The following is a 17,368-nucleotide window of genomic DNA, read 5'->3' on the forward strand; positions in this document are numbered from 1 at the left end:
GTCCGCAGTCACCCTTTGGCCAGCAGCGCCTCGACCTCCTGTAGCGTCGGCATCGACGGCGCTGTGCCCGGACGCGTCACCGAAATGCCGGCGACGGCGCAGGCGAAGCGGACCGCTTGCAGCGGTTCCACACCTTTGGCAAGCGCCGCGGCCAGGCCGCCATTGAAGGCATCGCCCGCACCCGTGGTTTCGACCACAGGGCCGGCGCTGACCACGGGGACATGGTCGGAACGGTTTGCTGTGTGCAGCAGCGCGCCTTTTTCGCCGAGCGTGATGATGATCGAGCCGACGCCCTTTTGGAGCAGGCTGTCAGCGGCGCGGCGCGCGTCGTCGATGAAGGCGACCTTGATGCCGGTCAGTTCCTCGGCCTCGGTTTCGTTGGGGGTGATATAGTCGCAAAGCGTGTAGATGCGGTCCGGCAGCTTGGCCGCCGGCGCGGGATTGAGGATGGTGATCACCCCTGCCCCGCGCGCGATCTCGAGTGCGCGCAGTGCAGCGTCGATCGGCTGTTCGAGCTGGGTGACGAAGACACCGGCCCCGCCAATTAGGCCGGCATTGGCCTCGATGTCTTCAGGCGAGATCAGCATCGCCGCACCGGGACTGACGATGATGGCGTTGTTGCCGGTGGTCTCCTCGATAAAGATATAGGCGGCACCCGTATAGCTCTGCGGCGTATCGATGATGGCGGATTTCACGCCGGCATCTTTCCAGGTCGCCTTGGCCATGTCGGCGAAAGCATCGACGCCAAGCCGCGTCAGGAAGGTGACGTCGGCGCCGAGCTTGCCGGCTGCCACCGCCTGGTTCGAGCCCTTGCCGCCGGGCCCCAGCTTGAAGGAATTGCCAAGAATGGTCTCGCCCATGCGCGGCTGGCGATCGGCGCGGTAGGCGGTATCGGCGACGAAGACGCCCAGTATGACGACAGGCTTGCCGGACGCCATTGTGCTACTCCGCATCCGGCGGCACGACGCCCTTGCGGAAGGCAAAGCAGCCATAGAAGCGGCGCTCGCCGGTCTGGATGACGCAATAAGCCTTCTTGGCGCGTTCATAGAAGGCGTAGCGCTCGACCGAAATCATCGGCCAGGCTTTGCCCTCGGCCTTGTCGATCTGTTTTTGCACCTCTTTTTGCACCGGAGGGATCTCGTTGGGGTTGCCGACGATCTCCATGCGGGCGGCCGCGTCGTCGACGAAAGTGTCCAGCGGATAGAGCGACAGCACCGCCTTGACCACATCGGCCGCCGGCGCATCGATGTGCAGCAGCTTGCCGAGCACGGTCTGGCGCGCCACCGAATCGGCGGGGAAGTTGGTGTCGGCGATGATCAGATCGTCGCCGTGCCCCATTGCCCTCAGCGCCTGGAGCACATCGGCGTTTAGCAATGGGTTGATCCCTTTGAGCATGGCAGTCCTCGTCAAACAGGTTGGTCAAAGTCGATTGGAAATCAGAGCCGGTTGCCGGTCTCAGCGTCGAAGAGATGGACCTGGTCGAGGCGCGGCTTGAGATTGAGCGGGTCGCCGGGCTTGAAGTCGTGGCGCTCGCGAAACAGCGCCACCATCTCGCCGTCGCCGAAGCGCACGAAGACCAGCGTTTCGGAGCCGGTCGGCTCGACCACCGAGATCTTCGCTGGCACGCCGTCGGCATGGATTTCGAGATGTTCGGGCCGCACGCCATAGACCACGGACTGGCCCTCCTTGACGGCGCTGCCGGCCGCGATCGGGAACAGCGTTCCCGCTATCTCGACCTCGTCGCCCTTCCTCACCACACCCTTGAGCAGGTTCATCGACGGCGAGCCGATGAAGCCGGCGACAAACAGATTGGCCGGCCGGTCGAACAATTCCAACGGCGCGCCAACCTGCTCGATGCGGCCGTCGCGCATCACCACGATCTTGTCGGCCATGGTCATGGCCTCGATCTGGTCGTGGGTGACGTAGATGGTGGTGGTCTTCAGCCGCTGGTGCAGTTCCTTGATCTCGGTGCGCATCTGCACGCGCAATTTGGCGTCGAGATTGGAGAGCGGCTCATCGAACAGGAACACTTGCGGGTTGCGCACGATGGCGCGGCCCATGGCGACGCGCTGGCGCTGGCCGCCGGAGAGCTGGCGCGGATAGCGTTTCAGGTAGGGGTTGAGGTCGAGAATGTCGGCGGCGCGCTTGACCCGCTCGGCGACCACGGCCGGGTCGGTGCCGCGCAGCTTCAGGGCAAACGCCATGTTCTGCTCCACCGTCTTGTGCGGATAGAGCGCGTAGTTCTGGAAGACCATGGCGATGTCGCGTTTGGCCGGCGGCAGATTGTTGACGATGCGCTCGCCGATGGCGATCGTGCCGCCGGAGACGGTTTCCAGCCCGGCCACCATCCTGAGCAGCGTGGACTTGCCGCAGCCCGACGGGCCGACCAGCACCACGAACTGGCCATCAGCGATTTCGACGCTGACCTCGTGCAGGACCTTGACGGTTCCGAACGCCTTGGCCACATTGGTGATCGCGACTTGAGCCATCGTCCCCCCTTTCCTCGCGGTGAAGCTAGCCATTGCCAACGGCAAGGGCAAGTCAGTATCTTATAGATAAAAAGTCATTCGTGTTGACAAGGTAATCGATTACGCGAATAGTGGCGAGTGCCAATCCGACAGTCGGATTTTTTCCCGAAAATCGGAGCTTCAGGCGACGCAGGGTGGGGTCCCACGTCCCCGTGTGATAAAGGAGAACCGTCGACGTTTCGGCGTCTGAGGATTGGTATTTCAATTCACGACTGTGTTCTGGGAGGAATAGATGAGAGTCGGTCTGTACGAAAAACTCGTCCGCGCGGGTGCGACCCGGCGTGACATACTCAAAGGTGCGGCCTCGATGGCCGCAATCGCCGCTGCTTCCGGCGCCGGGCTCGGCGCTTTCACGCGCCCGGCTGCCGCCGCCAGCGAACTGCGCTCCAAAATCCTGCAGATCCCCGGCGTCGGCAAAGGCCAGCCGACGGATTCCGACTTCCAGAAGGTCGGCGAACTCTGCCTGGAAGCCACCAAGGCCAACGTCAAGGAAGGCGAATTCGCCGGCGTCGAGCTCACCTTCATGGGCCTCAACAACCAGAACCTTCACAATGTTTTGTTCCGCGGTTTCCTTAAGCCGTGGGAGGCCTATACCGGCGCCAAGATCAGCTGGATCGACCTGGCGCAGGCCGACTACAATGCCCGCCTGCAGCAGTCGATCGCCACCGGCACCGTCGATTTCGACATCATCGAGATGGGCGCGCCGTTCGAAGGCGATGTCTGCGGCAAGGGCCTGACCTCCGAAATGCCGGACTGGGTCAAAGAGCAGATCGACATGAAGGATGTCGTCGCCTATCTGCAGCCGCCGGTCGGCACGTGGGACGGCAAGCAGTACCGCGTCACCGTCGACGGCGATGCGCACAACTTCAACTACCGCACCGACGTGTTTGCCGATGCCGACCTCGCCAAGGCCTGGAAGGATGGCGGAGCGACCACCGAATGGGGCGTGCCGAAGACCTGGCAGGAAGTCCAGGCGGTGACAAAATTCCTCAAGGGCAAGCAGTTCCAGGGCCAGGACGTGTTTGGCTATCTCGATGCGCCCAAGGCCTGGGGCGGTTTCGGCTTCTACTTTCTCGGTAGCCGCGCCACCGCCTATGCCAAGCATCCAGACGACAAGGCCTGGCTGTTCGATGCCGACACGATGAAGCCGCGCGTCAACAATCCAGCCTGGGTGCGCGCCATCCAGGACGTCATCGACGCACTGCCTTCGGAACCGGCCGACCAGATCAATGCCGATCCGAACACCACCGCCTTCCAGCAGTTCCTGGCCGGCACTGGCTCGATGGTCACCTGGTGGGGTGACGTCGGCTCCAACGTCAAGACCAACGATAGCTCGGTCGTAGGCGACATCACCGGCTTCTCGATCCTGCCGGGATCCGACGATGTCTACAATTCCAAGACCGGCGCCTGGGACAAGCTCGCCAGCGGCCCGAACTATGCGCCGAACTGCGCCTATCTCGGCTGGGGCGTCTATGTCATGGCCCGAGTCGATAGCGACGAAAAGAAGAAGAAGGCGGCATGGTCGGCCGCCGCCCATCTCGGCGGCAAGGACCTGTCGATCTGGACGGCGATGTATCCGTCGGGCTTCCAGCCCTACCGCAACTCGCATTTCGACATTCCGGAATGGGTGGCGGCAGGCTACGACGAGGCGTTCATCACCTCGTATCTCAAGTCGGAAGCCGACAGCTACAACCATCCGAACGCGGCGATCGAGCCGCGCATCCCCGGCATCTTCCAGTACTATTCCGCTGCCGAGGACATTCTGGCCAACACATTCGCCGGCAAGATGAAGGCGCAGGAAGGCGCTGACGCCATTGCCGCGGCCTGGGAAAAGCTGACCGACCAGATCGGCCGTGAAAACCAGATCAAGCTCTACAAGGCCTCGCTCGGCATGTAGACTGTTATCGTGAAATGGGTCCGGCGGCGCAGAGCCGCCGGACCTGACCGGCTCGGGCCGGTCGCAGGCATAGTTTTGAACGGACGGGACGCGTGGCTGACCAGACCACCAATGCATGGCCGGCAAACGCCGGTCCAGCCGATCTGATCTCGCCAAGCCGCAAGCAGCTTGGCTTTGCCGTGATGGCGCTAGCCACGCTCGGCCTGCTGGCGGTGATCGCGCTGCAGATCCTCTACAAGAGCGAAGTCACCACGCTCGGTTTCGAGACCTGGCGCCCCATCGTCTACGCCTACATTCTGTGGGGCGTGGCGCTTGGCGTCGGCCAGGTGCTGACGCGCGGCGAGGACGGCCAGCGCGCGCTGTTCCTGCTGCCGGCGCTTTTGTTCACCATCGCCATGGTGATCTTCCCGACGCTGTTCGGCTTCTACATCGCGCTGACCGACTGGAACCTGTCGTCCTTCGCCGGCCGCAAGTTCAACGGCCTCGACAATTTCTGGCAGATGCTGGCCGACCCCTACTATCGCAATGCGCTGTTCAACATGGTGCTCTATGTGCTCGCCGTGCTGGTCGAGTACGTCATCGCCTTCGGCCTGGCGCTGCTGCTCAACGCGCAGATCCGGGCACGCAAGTTCTTCCGCGTCGTCTTCCTGATGCCGCTGATGCTGTCGCCGGTGGCGGTGTCGTGGATGATCGGCAAATCGCTGATGGAGTACCGTTTCGGACCGGCGGCGACACTGGCGCGTCATCTCGGCTGGGAAAACCCCGCCTTCTTCTCCAACCCGATCACCGCCCGCATCTCGATCATGGTGCTCGATGCCTGGACCTTCATCCCGTTCATGATGATCATGCTGCTGGCCGGCCTGCAGGCGATGTCGCGCGACGTGCTGGAAGCGGCACGCGTCGACGGCGCCACGACCTGGCAGACCTTCTGGCAGGTCACGTTCCCGCTGATGCTGCCGGTGTCGGTGACGGCGGTGATCCTGCGCATCATCTTCAAGCTGAAGCTTGCCGATATCATCATCACCGTCACCTCCGGCGGCCCCGGCGGCGCCACGGATTCGGTCTCGAGCTTCATCTACCGCGAGTACCGCGACCGTTCGAATGTCGGCTACGGCACCATGCTGGCGATGGCCTATCTCGTCATCATCGTCGTGTTCGTGACCTGGCTGTTGAAATTCGCCAACCGCTTCGTGCGCAACGTGAACTGACAGGGGATCATGAGCGTCCAGACCACCGACTATGTCGCTTCCGAAATCCGCTCGCCGGTGGGCTTTTTGGCCAATCGCGTGTTCATTTACGGCGCGCTGGCGTTCTGGGCTTTCATCTGCCTGTTCCCGATCTACTGGACGATCACCACCTCGTTCAAGACGGCCGTCGACGTCACCCAGGGCCACCTCATCCCGTTCGTCGACTTCCAGCCGGACTGGAAGGGCTGGCGCTCGCTCGGCCTGTCGCCGGATTCGATCTTCCAGACCTCGACGGTGCGCGAGGAATTCTTCAAGCGCTTCATGAATTCCGTCATTACCTCGGTCGGTGCATCGAGCCTTGCGATCGTCATCGGCAGCCTCGCTGCCTACGGGCTGACCCGCTACCGCTACCAGTTCGCCTGGTTCAAGAACGAGGACATCTCGTTCTTCTTCCTGTCGCAGCTGATCCTGCCGCCGGTGGTGCTGGCCCTGCCCTTCCTGGTGCTCTACCGCGAAGTCGGCCTGCTCGACACCCGCATCGGGCTGATCCTGCTCTACACGCTGATGGTGCTGCCGATCGTCATCTGGATCATGCGCGACCAGTTCAACTCGATCCCCGTCGAGCTCGAGGAAGCCGCCTTGGTCGATGGGCTGTCGATCTGGGGCGCCTTTTTCCGCATAGTCATGCCGATTGCGCTCCCTGGCATGGTCGCTGCCTTTATCCTGGCGATGGTGCTGTGCTGGAACGAGTACTTCTTCGCCGCGCTGCTGACCTCGACCGATGCCAAGACCATCCCCGTGATGGTGGCGAGCCAAACCGGCTCGCAAGGCATCAACTGGTGGTCGATGGCGGCGCTCGCCACCGCGGCGATCGCGCCGCTGGCGGTGATCGGGATTGCGCTGGAGCGGTATCTTATCATGGGCATGACGGCGGGCGCGGTGAAGTAAGCCGTTGCTGAGGCGGGCCTATGCTCCCGTGAGCACCGATTTTATCCGGTCTCGGAACATCTCCGCGGTCTTGGTAGTTTCGAAGTCGCGCGTCTCAAATCGCTCGCCGTTCACGGTCGTCAAAACGACCGTGTAGGTTGGACCTCCACTGTCCCATTCGATTGTCCGCAGACTGAAGCTGGCTATGTCGCCCGGCAGCACATGATGCCGGCGCAGAAAGATCGGGTTGCGCAGCACGATGTCGATACGCCCGCGGCGGACGATCCAGCGCACCGCCGGGCTGAAGATGGCCGCATATACAAGCGGAATGCCGACGGCATAGGCGCCGAAAATAATGAAGAGAAAGAACGGGCTGGCGACGCTCAACGGCCAGACGCCGCGATAGAGCTCCCATGTCGGCATGACAATGCAGAACAGGCCGGCAAGCCCGAGAAACAGGCGCTTGGCGACATGCATCGGAATGTCGTGCCGCAACCGCCCGTCCCTGCTGATCTCGTCCATGCCATGCCTCCAAGCCGACGATGGCGGCGGAAGGTGAAAAAGCCGTAACGATGCTAAGCCTGCACGCCCGGCTATTGGTCAGGGCTTCAAAATGGCGCGCAGGTGATCGAGGATCATGGCGACACCCTTTTGCCCGAGTTCGGCGGACGCCTCCGGCGCACTTGCCGTGTACCAGCTCGTGTTGTCTGCGAAATGTCCGGCATCGACTGCTTCCGGGCACAGCGCCAGCATCAGGGAGGTCTCGCCGATGCCGGCATGGTCGAACGGGTACTTGCCGTTCATGGCGGCCGACATCAGCGAATGCACCTGCACCCAGTTGAAGAAATTCTCGCCCGCGGCGTGCTCGGAATAATAGTCGGCCATCTCGTTCGAGCCCCACCAGCCCTCGCCGCGCTGCTTCTCGAGGAAGCGGAAGATCGCCTGGCGGCCGGCAGTCTTGAAGGCGAGATCGGTCGGCATCCCCGCCGCGAAATTCTCGGTCTGGTGGTGGATGATCGCGTGGATGTTGCGAAAGCCGATGCGTAGCAGGCTGTAGAACAGTTCCTCGCCGAACGGCGCCAGCTGATTGCCGCCAACCTGCACCGAACCGCTGCCTTCGGGTGCTGCCACCGCATAGCTCGCCGCGCCGTAATAGAAGGACGGCAGGATGACGATGTCGGCTTCCTTTTCGTAGAGCTCCAGCGTCTTGATGACGGCCAGCGTGTCCATGCCGACGGCCATGTGCTCGCCATGATATTCGAGCACGCCGAGCGGGAGGGCGACCGGCCAGTTCTCGGCGATCGCCTTGCGGATCTGGTGCGGCAGCATCAATTCGTAGCGCATCGCGCCTACTCCAAGTTGGTGTGGCGCGCGCGCATGGCTTCGGACGACTGGCCGGTCAGCCCCTTGAGCTTCAGCACCATCACCTCAAACAGCAGGAACAAAGCGCCTTCGAAGACCGAGCCCATCGGCAGCAGCGATGTCTTTTGCGGCCCCTGGTCGCGGGCCATGGTCTGCGCCGGGATGAGCAAGGTGAAGTCGGCAAGTGCGGCCGCACTGCCCGCAGCCTCGGCGGTGAGCAGCAGCACCGTCGCGCCGGCCTGGCGGGCAACCTGCATCAAGGTGAGCACCGTCGTGGTCTCGCCCGGGCCGGAACTGACCAGGAAGACATCGCCCGGGCCAAGAGGGGGCGTGTTCATGTCGCCGACCACCGACACGTCGAGCCCAAGGTGATAGAGCCGCATGGCGAGGCCCTTGAGCTGCAAGGCCTCGCGGCCGCAGCCATAGACGACGATTTTTTGCGCGCGGGCAAGCGTTGCGCAAGCAGTGTCGATGCCGGCTTCGTCGACGCGCGCCAGCACGGCGCCCAGCTCTTGCAGGGCGGTCGCGAACATATCCGAGCCGGCATTCGTCATCAGGGTTCCGCCAGGGTTGTGGCCGGGATTTCCGGTTGCGCATTTGCCGGGAAAGGCTTGTTTTTGTTCATGCTATCACCGCGAAAATGCGTGTCCAACAGCCGCCGCGGCTTTTGCTGTGCCACCGGCGTGATAGTGTCATGTCAGACAAATCAATCCAGGAAATCTCAAGCGACATGAAGACACGGCATTTCGACCGCATCGGCAATGGCGGCATCGACTTCACCGAACTCGGCTTCGGCAGCGCGCCGCTCGGCAACCTCTACCGCGCCGTCCCCGACGCGGATGCCAATGCCACGCTGGAAGCGGCGTGGGCGACCGGCTGCCGCTACTACGACACCGCGCCGCTCTATGGCTTAGGTCTCGCCGAAACACGCCTCAATGCCTTCCTGCGCGGCAAAAGCCGTGACGACTATGTGCTGTCGAGCAAGGTCGGCCGCCTGTTAAGCGTTTGCCCACCGGAAGAGCGCACCGGCATCGGCAAGTTCTTCGACACGCCGACGCGCCGCGAAATCTACGACTACAGCTATGACGGCGTCATGCGCTCGTTCGAGGCATCGCTGGAACGGCTCGGCGTCGACCGCATCGACATCCTTTTCGTCCATGACCTCGACATCTTCACCCATGGCAGCAAGGAAGCGTCCGACCAGCGTATCGAGGAGTTCATGGCCTCGGGCTACAACGGACTGCTTGCGCTGCGCGACCAGGGTGTGATCAAGGCGTTCGGCGGCGGCATCAACGAATGGGAGGTCTGCCAGACGCTGGCCGAGCGCGGCGATTTCGACCTGTTCCTGCTGGCCGGGCGCTACACGCTGCTCGAGCAGGAAGCGCTTGCCACCTTCCTGCCGCTCTGTGAAAAGCGCGGCATCGGCATCGTGCTCGGTGGCCCCTACAATTCCGGCATACTGGCGACCGGGCCGAAGCCAGGCGCCTATTACAATTACTCCGAGGCGCCACACGACATCATGGATCGTGTCGGGCGCATCGAGGCGGTCTGCAAGCGCCATGGCATCAGGCTGATCGAGGCAGCGCTGCAGTTCCCGCTGCTGCACCCGTCCGTGGTGTCGGTCATCCCCGGCGGCCAGCGGCCGGCCGAGGTTGAAAGCAACCGCGCACTGCTCGACGCCAAGCTGCCCGCGGCACTTTGGGCCGATCTCAAGCAGGAAGGCCTGATGAGGGCCGACGCGCCGGTGGGCTGACGGCCTGCCGTGTCGCGTTGCCGTCGAGGCAAAAGAAAAGCCGGGCGAACCCGGCTTTTCAAGATTCTCTGAAAAGAAAAAATGGTCTTAGTTGACCGCGTCCTTGAGGCCTTTGCCGGCCGAGAACTTCGGCACGGTACGCGCCGGAATCTTCACTTCCGCGCCAGTCTGCGGGTTGCGGCCAGTCGACGCCGCACGCTTGGAGACGGTGAAATTTCCGAAGCCGACGAGCCGTACATCGCCGCCCTTCTTCAGTTCGCCAGTGATGACGGAGAACACCGCATCGACCGCCGACTGTGCGTCACCCTTCGAAATGCTCGCGGATTCAGCGACAGCGGAAACCAGTTCGTTCTTGTTCATAAAAATTCCCTTCCATGAGAAAAACCGGAACTCTTCGACTCGTCCGGCAGGAAACGGACTTTAGAAAGAAGCGTTCCCGCAACCAAGTCGAAAAGCGCGGAAAAAGTGCGAAAAAGCCCGGAAAAGGTGGGTTTTTCACATGAAAAAGCCGGGCTCAAGGCCCGGCTTTCCATTTGTGCACTGCACCCTTAGCAAAAACTAATGTGCAAGCGACTTTCCAGCATCGTCGGCGCTGTCGGTCGTGGCCGGCGGATTGACCGGTTCGACCCACTCGATCGGCTCCGGCATGCGCACCAGCGCATGCCTCAGAACCTCGCCGACGCGTGAGACCGGAATGATCTCCATGCCGTTCTTCACATTGTCCGGAATCTCCGCCAGATCCTTGGCGTTGTCTTCCGGGATCAGCACCTTCTTGATGCCGCCGCGCAGTGCGGCAAGCAACTTCTCCTTGAGGCCGCCGATCGGCAAGATGCGGCCGCGAAGCGTTATCTCGCCAGTCATCGCCACATCGGCCCGAACCGGAATACCCGTCAGTATCGACACAATGGCTGTCGCCATGGCGGCACCTGCGGACGGTCCGTCCTTCGGCGTGGCGCCCTCCGGCAAGTGCACGTGGATATCGCGCTTGTCGAACAGCGGCGGCTCGATGCCGAAATCGACGGCTCTTGAGCGGACATAGGAGGCCGCCGCCGAAATCGATTCCTTCATCACGTCGCGCAAATTGCCGGTCACCGTCATGCGGCCCTTGCCGGGCATCATGACGCCTTCGACCGTCAGCAGTTCGCCGCCGACTTCCGTCCAGGCAAGACCGGTGACGACACCGACCTGATCGTCAGCCTCGACCTGACCGAAACGGAAGCGCTGAACACCGAGGTAGTCGGCGAGGTTCGCCGCCGTGATGCTCACCGTCTTCTTCTTGGTCTTCAGGATCTCGGTCACCGCCTTGCGCCCGAGCTTCATCAGCTCGCGCTCCAGGCTTCTGACGCCCGCTTCACGGGTGTAGGTCTGGATGATGCCGCGGATCGCGTCCTCGCTGACCGAAAATTCCTTCGGCTGCAGCGCGTGGTCGCGAACCACCTTGGGCATCAGGTGACGCTTGGCGATCTCGATCTTCTCGTCCTCGGTGTAGCCGGCGATACGGATGATCTCCATGCGGTCCATCAAGGGCGCAGGGATGTTCAGCGTGTTCGCCGTCGTCACGAACATCACGCTCGAAAGGTCGTATTCGACTTCGAGGTAATGGTCCATGAACGTCGAGTTCTGCTCGGGATCGAGCACCTCGAGCAAGGCCGATGACGGATCGCCACGGAAGTCCTGGCCCATCTTGTCGATCTCGTCGAGCAGGAAGAGCGGGTTGGACTTCTTGGCCTTCTTCATCGACTGGATGACCTTGCCGGGCATCGAACCGATATAGGTGCGGCGGTGACCACGGATCTCGGCCTCGTCACGCACGCCGCCGAGCGCCATGCGGATGAACTCGCGGCCGGTCGCCTTGGCGATCGACTTGCCGAGCGAGGTCTTGCCGACGCCAGGAGGGCCGACGAGGCACAGGATCGGCCCCTTCAGCTTCTTCTGGCGGCTCTGCACGGCGAGATACTCGACGATGCGGTCCTTGACCTTGTCGAGGCCGAAATGATCGGTATCGAGCACGTTCTGCGCGAAAGCCAGGTCCTGCTTGACCTTGGAGTTCTTGCCCCACGGGATCGACAGGATCCAGTCGAGATAGTTGCGCACGACGGTCGATTCAGCCGACATCGGCGACATCGTCCGCAGCTTCTTCAACTCGGCTTCCGCCTTTTCGCGGGCCTCCTTGGAGAGCTTGGTCTTCTTGATGCGCGCCTCGATCTCGGCTGCCTCGTCGCGGCCGTCCTCGCCTTCGCCGAGCTCCTTCTGGATCGCCTTCATCTGCTCGTTGAGGTAGTATTCGCGCTGCGTCTTCTCCATCTGGCGCTTGACGCGCGAGCGGATGCGCTTCTCGACCTGCAGGACGGAGATTTCGGCTTCCATGAAGCCCATCGCCTTTTCCAGCCGCTCCTTGACGGAAAGCGTTGCCAGCATCTCCTGCTTTTCAGGGATCTTGATGGCGAGATGCGAAGCGACCGTATCGGCGAGCTTGGAATAGTCGTCGATCTGGCTGGCAGCGCCCACCACTTCGGGCGAGATCTTCTTGTTCAGCTTGACGTAGTTTTCGAAGTCGGTGACGACCGAACGGGCGAGTGCCTCGACCTCAACCTCTTCCTCTTCCGGCTCTACCAGCGCGGCAGCGCGGGCTTCGTGGAAGTCCGGACGGTCGGTGAACGAGACGATTTTGGCACGCGAAGCACCTTCGACCAGCACCTTGACGGTGCCGTCGGGCAGCTTCAGCAATTGCAGCACATTGGCGAGCGTGCCGATGTCGAAAATCGCATCGGGCTCAGGATCGTCATCGGCGGCATTCATCTGGGTGGCAAGCAGGATCTGCTTTTCCTGACCCATAACCTCTTCCAGCGCCTTGATCGACTTTTCACGCCCGACAAAGAGCGGAACGATCATGTGCGGGAACACCACGATGTCGCGCAGTGGGAGGACTGCGAAGACGCCGTCGCTGGGAGCCTTGGATATTTTGGCCATTGTCCAACCTTTCATGTCGCGGCCGCTAATTGAGCCAACCGCGAATCTCATATTAACGACCGTTGGTCGTTCCGCCTACCACCGTTTGTGACGGGAGTTTTACAGCACAGAATTCGGCACCACGGCCTTCCAGTGTTAGTTGGATGTACAAGGGGCAAAGATCAAGGGTCAACACGGGCCGTTCGTCCACTCCAGCACTAGGTCTGATACCTCACCACAGCAAAACGGCGCCCAAGGGGCGCCGTTCCATAAAAAGGTTGGGCCAGATGCCATGTCAGGCGCTGACGTTGCCCTTCTTTTCCTTCTGCTCGGAATAGATGTAGAGCGGCCGGGCGCTGCCGGTCACCACTTCTTCCGAAATCACCACTTCGCGCACGCCTTCCAGCGCGGGCAGTTCGAACATTGTGTCGAGCAGGATCGCTTCCATGATAGAGCGCAGGCCGCGGGCGCCTGTCTTGCGCTCGATGGCACGCTTGGCGATCGCCGACAGCGCATTCTCGTGGAAGGTCAGGTCGACACTCTCCATCTCGAACAGCCGCTGATACTGCTTGACGAGCGCGTTCTTCGGCTCGGTCAGGATCTGGATCAGCGCCGGCTCGTCGAGGTCTTCAAGCGTCGCCAGAACCGGCAGACGGCCGACAAACTCTGGAATGAGGCCGAACTTTAGGAGATCCTCGGGCTCGACCAAGCGGAAGACGTCGCCGGTGCGACGATCCTCGGGCGAAGCGACGATGGCGCCGAAGCCGATCGAGGTTTTCCTGCCGCGATCCGAGATGATCTTGTCCAGCCCGGCGAAGGCGCCGCCGCAGATGAACAGGATGTTGGCGGTGTCGACCTGCAGGAATTCCTGCTGCGGATGCTTCCTGCCGCCTTGCGGCGGCACGGAGGCGACCGTGCCTTCCATGATTTTCAGAAGCGCCTGCTGCACGCCCTCGCCCGACACGTCGCGGGTGATCGAGGGGTTGTCGGACTTCCGCGAAATCTTGTCGATTTCGTCGATGTAGACGATGCCGCGCTGGGCGCGCTCCACATTGTAGTCGGCCGACTGCAGCAGCTTCAGGATGATGTTTTCGACGTCCTCACCGACATAACCGGCTTCGGTCAGCGTCGTGGCGTCGGCCATGGTGAAGGGAACGTCGATGATGCGGGCCAGCGTCTGCGCAAGAAGCGTCTTGCCGCAGCCGGTCGGGCCGATCAGCAGGATGTTGGACTTCGCCAACTCGACGTCGTTGTTCTTGCCGGCATGCGCCAGGCGCTTGTAGTGGTTGTGCACGGCCACCGACAGCACGCGCTTGGCGTAGGGCTGGCCGATGACATAGTCGTCGAGGACCTTGAGGATCTCCTGCGGTGTCGGCACGCCTTCGCGCGACTTCACCATCGAGGTTTTGTTCTCCTCGCGGATGATGTCCATGCAGAGCTCGACGCACTCGTCGCAGATGAACACCGTCGGGCCGGCGATCAGCTTGCGCACCTCGTGCTGGCTTTTGCCGCAAAACGAGCAATAAAGCGTGTTCTTGGAATCACCGCTGTTGTTGCCGACCTTGCTCATTTTCCTGTCCTTTCATCGCCGCCCGCCGATGGTCTGGCTGGAACGGCGCATATTCTATCTATCGCGGGAATTCGCCGCCGCCAGTGTCCCGGCTCCCGCAACGCAATCCGTACGAAACACAAATCAGAAAACGTAGCAATGATTCGCGCCAACCCCGCACAAAGCTAAGCCGTCGAAAATCAACATAGCATTAACGTAGGCAATCCCATCCGCCGAGGGAACAGCCAATTGTGGCCGAAATGCCGCAAATCCCAGCAAAAGCGCGTTATACCGCCATCCAACTGCCATGCAGCCTTATGCGGCAGCGCCTTCGACCGGCTCGCGCGACGAAATGACCTTGTCGATGAGGCCGAAATCCCTGGCTTCGTCGGCGGTCATGAAATGGTCGCGGTCAAGCGTCTTTTCGATCTCTTCGTAGCTCTTGCCGGTGTGCTTGACATAGACCTCGTTGAGGCGGCGCTTCAGCTTGATGATGTCCTGGGCGTGGCGCTCGATGTCGGAAGCCTGGCCCTGGAAGCCGCCGGAAGGCTGGTGCACCATGATGCGGGCGTTCGGCGTGGCAAAACGCATATCCTTGTGGCCGGCGGTCAGAAGCAGCGAGCCCATCGAAGCGGCCTGGCCGATGCACAGCGTCGACACCGCTGGCTTGATGAACTGCATGGTGTCGTAGATCGCCATGCCCGAGGTCACCACGCCACCTGGCGAGTTGATGTAGAGGTTGATCTCTTTCTTCGGGTTCTCGGCCTCGAGGAACAAAAGCTGTGCACAAACCAGCGTCGCCATGCCGTCTTCGACCGGGCCGGTGATGAAAATGATGCGCTCCTTCAAGAGCCGCGAGAAAATGTCGTAAGCCCGCTCGCCGCGATTGGTCTGCTCGACCACCATCGGAACGAGGTTCATGTAGGTTTCGACGGGGTTCTTCATGGACTATCCCTTTTTGGAGATGGGGATTCCGGCGCCGGAAACATTAGCAATCGGGCAGAATCGGTTCTGGACGGTTAGGATGTAAATAGGATGCCGGCTCACCCTAGCGCAAGGCCGCCTTCTCCTAGCCATCTGGTTAAGTCGAATCAAGGTTTCCGCGCAAGGGGAAGCCCGCACGCGGTCGGCCGTGCTTTCGGGTGTAGCAATTCCTTAACCGCATCGCTTAACGAAATGCGGCGAAACCGCTTTCCCCAAGAGAACCATACCCTACAATTCAATGTTGAACCTGCGTTTTCGCGTTCAAACAGGGGGAGTGCCATGATCAGGAAAACAGCTTGCCTCGCCATTTCCGGCCTGGCCGGCCTCGGCATGGTGTCCGAAGCGGTCGCCGGCGGCCGCGCCGTCGAATGCTACGAGCCGGTGCACAGGCCCGCGCTCTATGACACCGTCTATGAAGACGTCATGGTCAGCCCCGGCGGGCAGTTGGTCGATTACGACCCGCCGATCTACGGCACGCTTGAGCGCGTCGAGCAGATCGCGCCGCCCCGCGTCACCTATGAGGTCGTGCCGGCCGTCACCCGCACCGTCTATCACACGGTCAAGGTCAACGATGGCGGCTATGCCTGGGAATGGCGCGTCATCCATGGCCGCCGGGTGCTGTGCAAGATCTGGCGCAAGGCGCGCTATGCGCGTGTCGCCGAAACGGTAGAGATTGAACCCGCGCGTACCCGCCGGGTCGTGCTGCCGGCCGAATATGAGAGCGTTGCGCATGAAGTGCTGGTGCGGCCCGAGCGGCGGCACATCACTGAGATTGCGCCGTCATACCAGCGGGTGGCGCGCCGGGTGGTGGTGCAGGAAGGCTCGACCAGCTGGCGCCGCGTGCATATTGCGCGCCATTGCCAGGATTAGACTTCGGCACGTCGTCGAGAGCCGTCCCGGCTGGCTCAATCCATAGGCCCGTCGGTGGCCAACATACGGTCTGGCACCAAGCTGGCAAGCCGCGCTAATGGTCTGGCATGACCAAATCCATGCCGCACTACCTCTCCTTTGATCCAGCCGCGCGCCGCCTGCGGCTCGATCCGCACGAACCGGCGTTTTTCCAGAACCCTTACGACGCCTACGCCTTCCTGCATCGCGCATCGAACGCCTACTTCTGGGAAGAATTCGGCTTCTGGTGTTTTGGCGGCTTCGACGACGTCAACCGGCTGCTGCGCGACCGCCGTTTCGGCCGCCAGAATCCGGCCGGCATTCCCGACAGCCGCGGCATCGGCGAGGATCGCTCGCATCTCGCCGCCTTCGACGGCATCGAGGTGAATTCGATGCTGGAGCTGGAGCCGCCGGTGCACACCAGGCTGCGGACGCTGGTCAACCGCGCCTTCGTCTCGCGGCAGGTCGAGCGGCTGCGGCCGCGCGTCGAAACGCTCGCAAATGAGCTTATCGACCGGTTCGAACCGGGCCAGGTCGATCTGCTGCCTGCCTTCGCCGCACCCTTGCCGATCACCATCATTGCCGAAATGCTCGGCGTGCCGGTCGAGATGGGGCCGCAACTGCTCGACTGGTCGCACCAGATGGTGGCCATGTACATGCACGGCCGCACCCGCGAGACAGAGGAGACGGCCAATCGCGCCGCGCACGATTTTTCCGACTTTTTGCGCGGCTACGTCACCGAGCGGCGCAAAAAGCCCGGCGACGATCTGTTGTCGCTGCTGATCGCGGCGCAGGAGGATGGCCAGAAACTCTCGGAGGACGAACTGGTCTCGTCCGCCATCCTTTTGCTCAATGCCGGCCACGAAGCAACGGTCCACCAGACCGGCAACGCCGTGCGTGCCCTGCTCGCGCAAGGCGGCGATCCCGGCCGTTTCTTCACCTCGCCGGAGGCTACCGCGGCCACGGTCGAGGAATGCCTGCGCTTCGACGCGCCGCTGCACATGTTCACCCGCTACGCCTCTCATGAGATCGAGGTGACATCAGGGGTTGTCGTACAACCGGGCGAGACGATCGGCCTGCTGCTCGGCATGGCCAACCATGACCCGCTTGCCTTTGCCGAACCCGAGGTCTTCCGGCCCGGCCGCGCCGACCAGAAGAACGTCTCGTTCGGCGCCGGCATTCATTTCTGCATCGGCGCGCCGCTGGCGCGGCTGGAATTGCAGGTATCGCTGAAAACACTGTTCGAGCGGCAGCCGCAACTCCATCTTGCGGAGGAGCCGCGCTTCCGCGACACTTACCACTTCCATGGGCTGGAAAGGCTCGCCGTCAGGTTCTGACGCGAGG

16 protein-coding genes are annotated in these 17,368 nt (G+C 62.1%); 6 read left to right on the forward strand and 10 right to left on the reverse strand.

What is annotated here, in order from left to right; genetic code table 11:
- Positions 1–8: 8 nt before the first annotated feature.
- Genes rbsK through AC1D1N_RS15150 form a run of 3 tightly spaced genes read right to left on the reverse strand, consistent with a single transcriptional unit; the run spans position 9 to position 2,489 of the window.
- Complete coding sequence (gene rbsK, locus AC1D1N_RS15140; protein ID WP_477349383.1) at positions 9–938, reverse strand: ribokinase; 930 nt, start codon at positions 936–938, stop codon at positions 9–11.
- Positions 939–942: 4 nt separating this feature from the next.
- Positions 943–1,395: an RbsD/FucU family protein gene (locus AC1D1N_RS15145; protein ID WP_477349385.1), complete on the reverse strand. Its 453-nt coding sequence runs from the start codon at positions 1,393–1,395 to the stop codon at positions 943–945.
- A gap of 41 nt (positions 1,396–1,436) precedes the next feature.
- On the reverse strand, positions 1,437–2,489 hold the full coding sequence (locus tag AC1D1N_RS15150; RefSeq protein ID WP_477349387.1) for an ABC transporter ATP-binding protein: 1,053 nt from the start codon (positions 2,487–2,489) through the stop codon (positions 1,437–1,439).
- Positions 2,490–2,760: 271 nt separating this feature from the next.
- Between AC1D1N_RS15150 and AC1D1N_RS15155 the strand changes: the two genes are divergently transcribed.
- The 3 genes from AC1D1N_RS15155 to AC1D1N_RS15165 all read left to right on the forward strand — a co-directional run bounded on the left by AC1D1N_RS15155 (position 2,761) and on the right by AC1D1N_RS15165 (position 6,560).
- Positions 2,761–4,425 (forward strand): ABC transporter substrate-binding protein, encoded by a 1,665-nt coding sequence (locus AC1D1N_RS15155; RefSeq protein WP_477349389.1) that lies wholly within the window; start codon positions 2,761–2,763, stop codon positions 4,423–4,425.
- A gap of 92 nt (positions 4,426–4,517) precedes the next feature.
- The gene (locus AC1D1N_RS15160; RefSeq protein WP_142868055.1) at positions 4,518–5,633 is read left to right on the forward strand and encodes a carbohydrate ABC transporter permease; all 1,116 of its coding nucleotides are present in this window, start codon (positions 4,518–4,520) and stop codon (positions 5,631–5,633) included.
- Between the two features lie 9 nt (positions 5,634–5,642).
- A complete protein-coding gene (locus AC1D1N_RS15165) occupies positions 5,643–6,560 on the forward strand; it encodes a carbohydrate ABC transporter permease (RefSeq protein WP_203279388.1) in 918 nt (305 codons plus the stop codon).
- Between the two features lie 18 nt (positions 6,561–6,578).
- On the opposite strand, the gene AC1D1N_RS15170 is transcribed toward AC1D1N_RS15165, so the two are convergent.
- The 3 genes from AC1D1N_RS15170 to AC1D1N_RS15180 form a co-directional block, all read right to left on the reverse strand.
- Complete coding sequence (locus tag AC1D1N_RS15170; RefSeq protein WP_477349392.1) at positions 6,579–7,061, reverse strand: hypothetical protein; 483 nt, start codon at positions 7,059–7,061, stop codon at positions 6,579–6,581.
- Positions 7,062–7,139: 78 nt separating this feature from the next.
- On the reverse strand, positions 7,140–7,883 hold the full coding sequence (locus tag AC1D1N_RS15175; protein WP_477349394.1) for a creatininase family protein: 744 nt from the start codon (positions 7,881–7,883) through the stop codon (positions 7,140–7,142).
- A 5-nt stretch (positions 7,884–7,888) separates the two neighbouring features.
- The gene (locus AC1D1N_RS15180) at positions 7,889–8,455 is read right to left on the reverse strand and encodes an SIS domain-containing protein (RefSeq protein ID WP_477349396.1); all 567 of its coding nucleotides are present in this window, start codon (positions 8,453–8,455) and stop codon (positions 7,889–7,891) included.
- A 176-nt stretch (positions 8,456–8,631) separates the two neighbouring features.
- Here AC1D1N_RS15180 and AC1D1N_RS15185 point away from each other — a divergent pair, with 176 nt between their 5' ends.
- Complete coding sequence (locus tag AC1D1N_RS15185) at positions 8,632–9,654, forward strand: aldo/keto reductase (protein WP_477349526.1); 1,023 nt, start codon at positions 8,632–8,634, stop codon at positions 9,652–9,654.
- An 87-nt stretch (positions 9,655–9,741) separates the two neighbouring features.
- On the opposite strand, the gene AC1D1N_RS15190 is transcribed toward AC1D1N_RS15185, so the two are convergent.
- From AC1D1N_RS15190 to clpP, 4 genes are all read right to left on the reverse strand, one after another.
- The gene (locus tag AC1D1N_RS15190; protein ID WP_112392385.1) at positions 9,742–10,014 is read right to left on the reverse strand and encodes an HU family DNA-binding protein; all 273 of its coding nucleotides are present in this window, start codon (positions 10,012–10,014) and stop codon (positions 9,742–9,744) included.
- A 198-nt stretch (positions 10,015–10,212) separates the two neighbouring features.
- On the reverse strand, positions 10,213–12,624 hold the full coding sequence (gene lon, locus AC1D1N_RS15195) for an endopeptidase La (protein WP_112561374.1): 2,412 nt from the start codon (positions 12,622–12,624) through the stop codon (positions 10,213–10,215).
- Between the two features lie 274 nt (positions 12,625–12,898).
- Positions 12,899–14,173 carry an ATP-dependent Clp protease ATP-binding subunit ClpX gene (gene clpX, locus AC1D1N_RS15200; protein ID WP_023682305.1) on the reverse strand — a complete coding sequence of 425 codons (1,275 nt, stop codon included), beginning with the start codon at positions 14,171–14,173 and terminating at the stop codon, positions 12,899–12,901.
- A 294-nt stretch (positions 14,174–14,467) separates the two neighbouring features.
- Complete coding sequence (gene clpP / locus AC1D1N_RS15205) at positions 14,468–15,097, reverse strand: ATP-dependent Clp endopeptidase proteolytic subunit ClpP (protein WP_436259655.1); 630 nt, start codon at positions 15,095–15,097, stop codon at positions 14,468–14,470.
- 318 nt (positions 15,098–15,415) lie between these two features.
- Here clpP and AC1D1N_RS15210 point away from each other — a divergent pair, with 318 nt between their 5' ends.
- Positions 15,416–16,006: a hypothetical protein gene (locus AC1D1N_RS15210; protein WP_477349398.1), complete on the forward strand. Its 591-nt coding sequence runs from the start codon at positions 15,416–15,418 to the stop codon at positions 16,004–16,006.
- A gap of 107 nt (positions 16,007–16,113) precedes the next feature.
- A complete protein-coding gene (locus tag AC1D1N_RS15215) occupies positions 16,114–17,361 on the forward strand; it encodes a cytochrome P450 (RefSeq protein WP_477349400.1) in 1,248 nt (415 codons plus the stop codon).
- The last annotated feature ends 7 nt before the right edge of the window (positions 17,362–17,368 follow it).

This window comes from Mesorhizobium sp. P2_B5, from assembly GCF_056404775.1.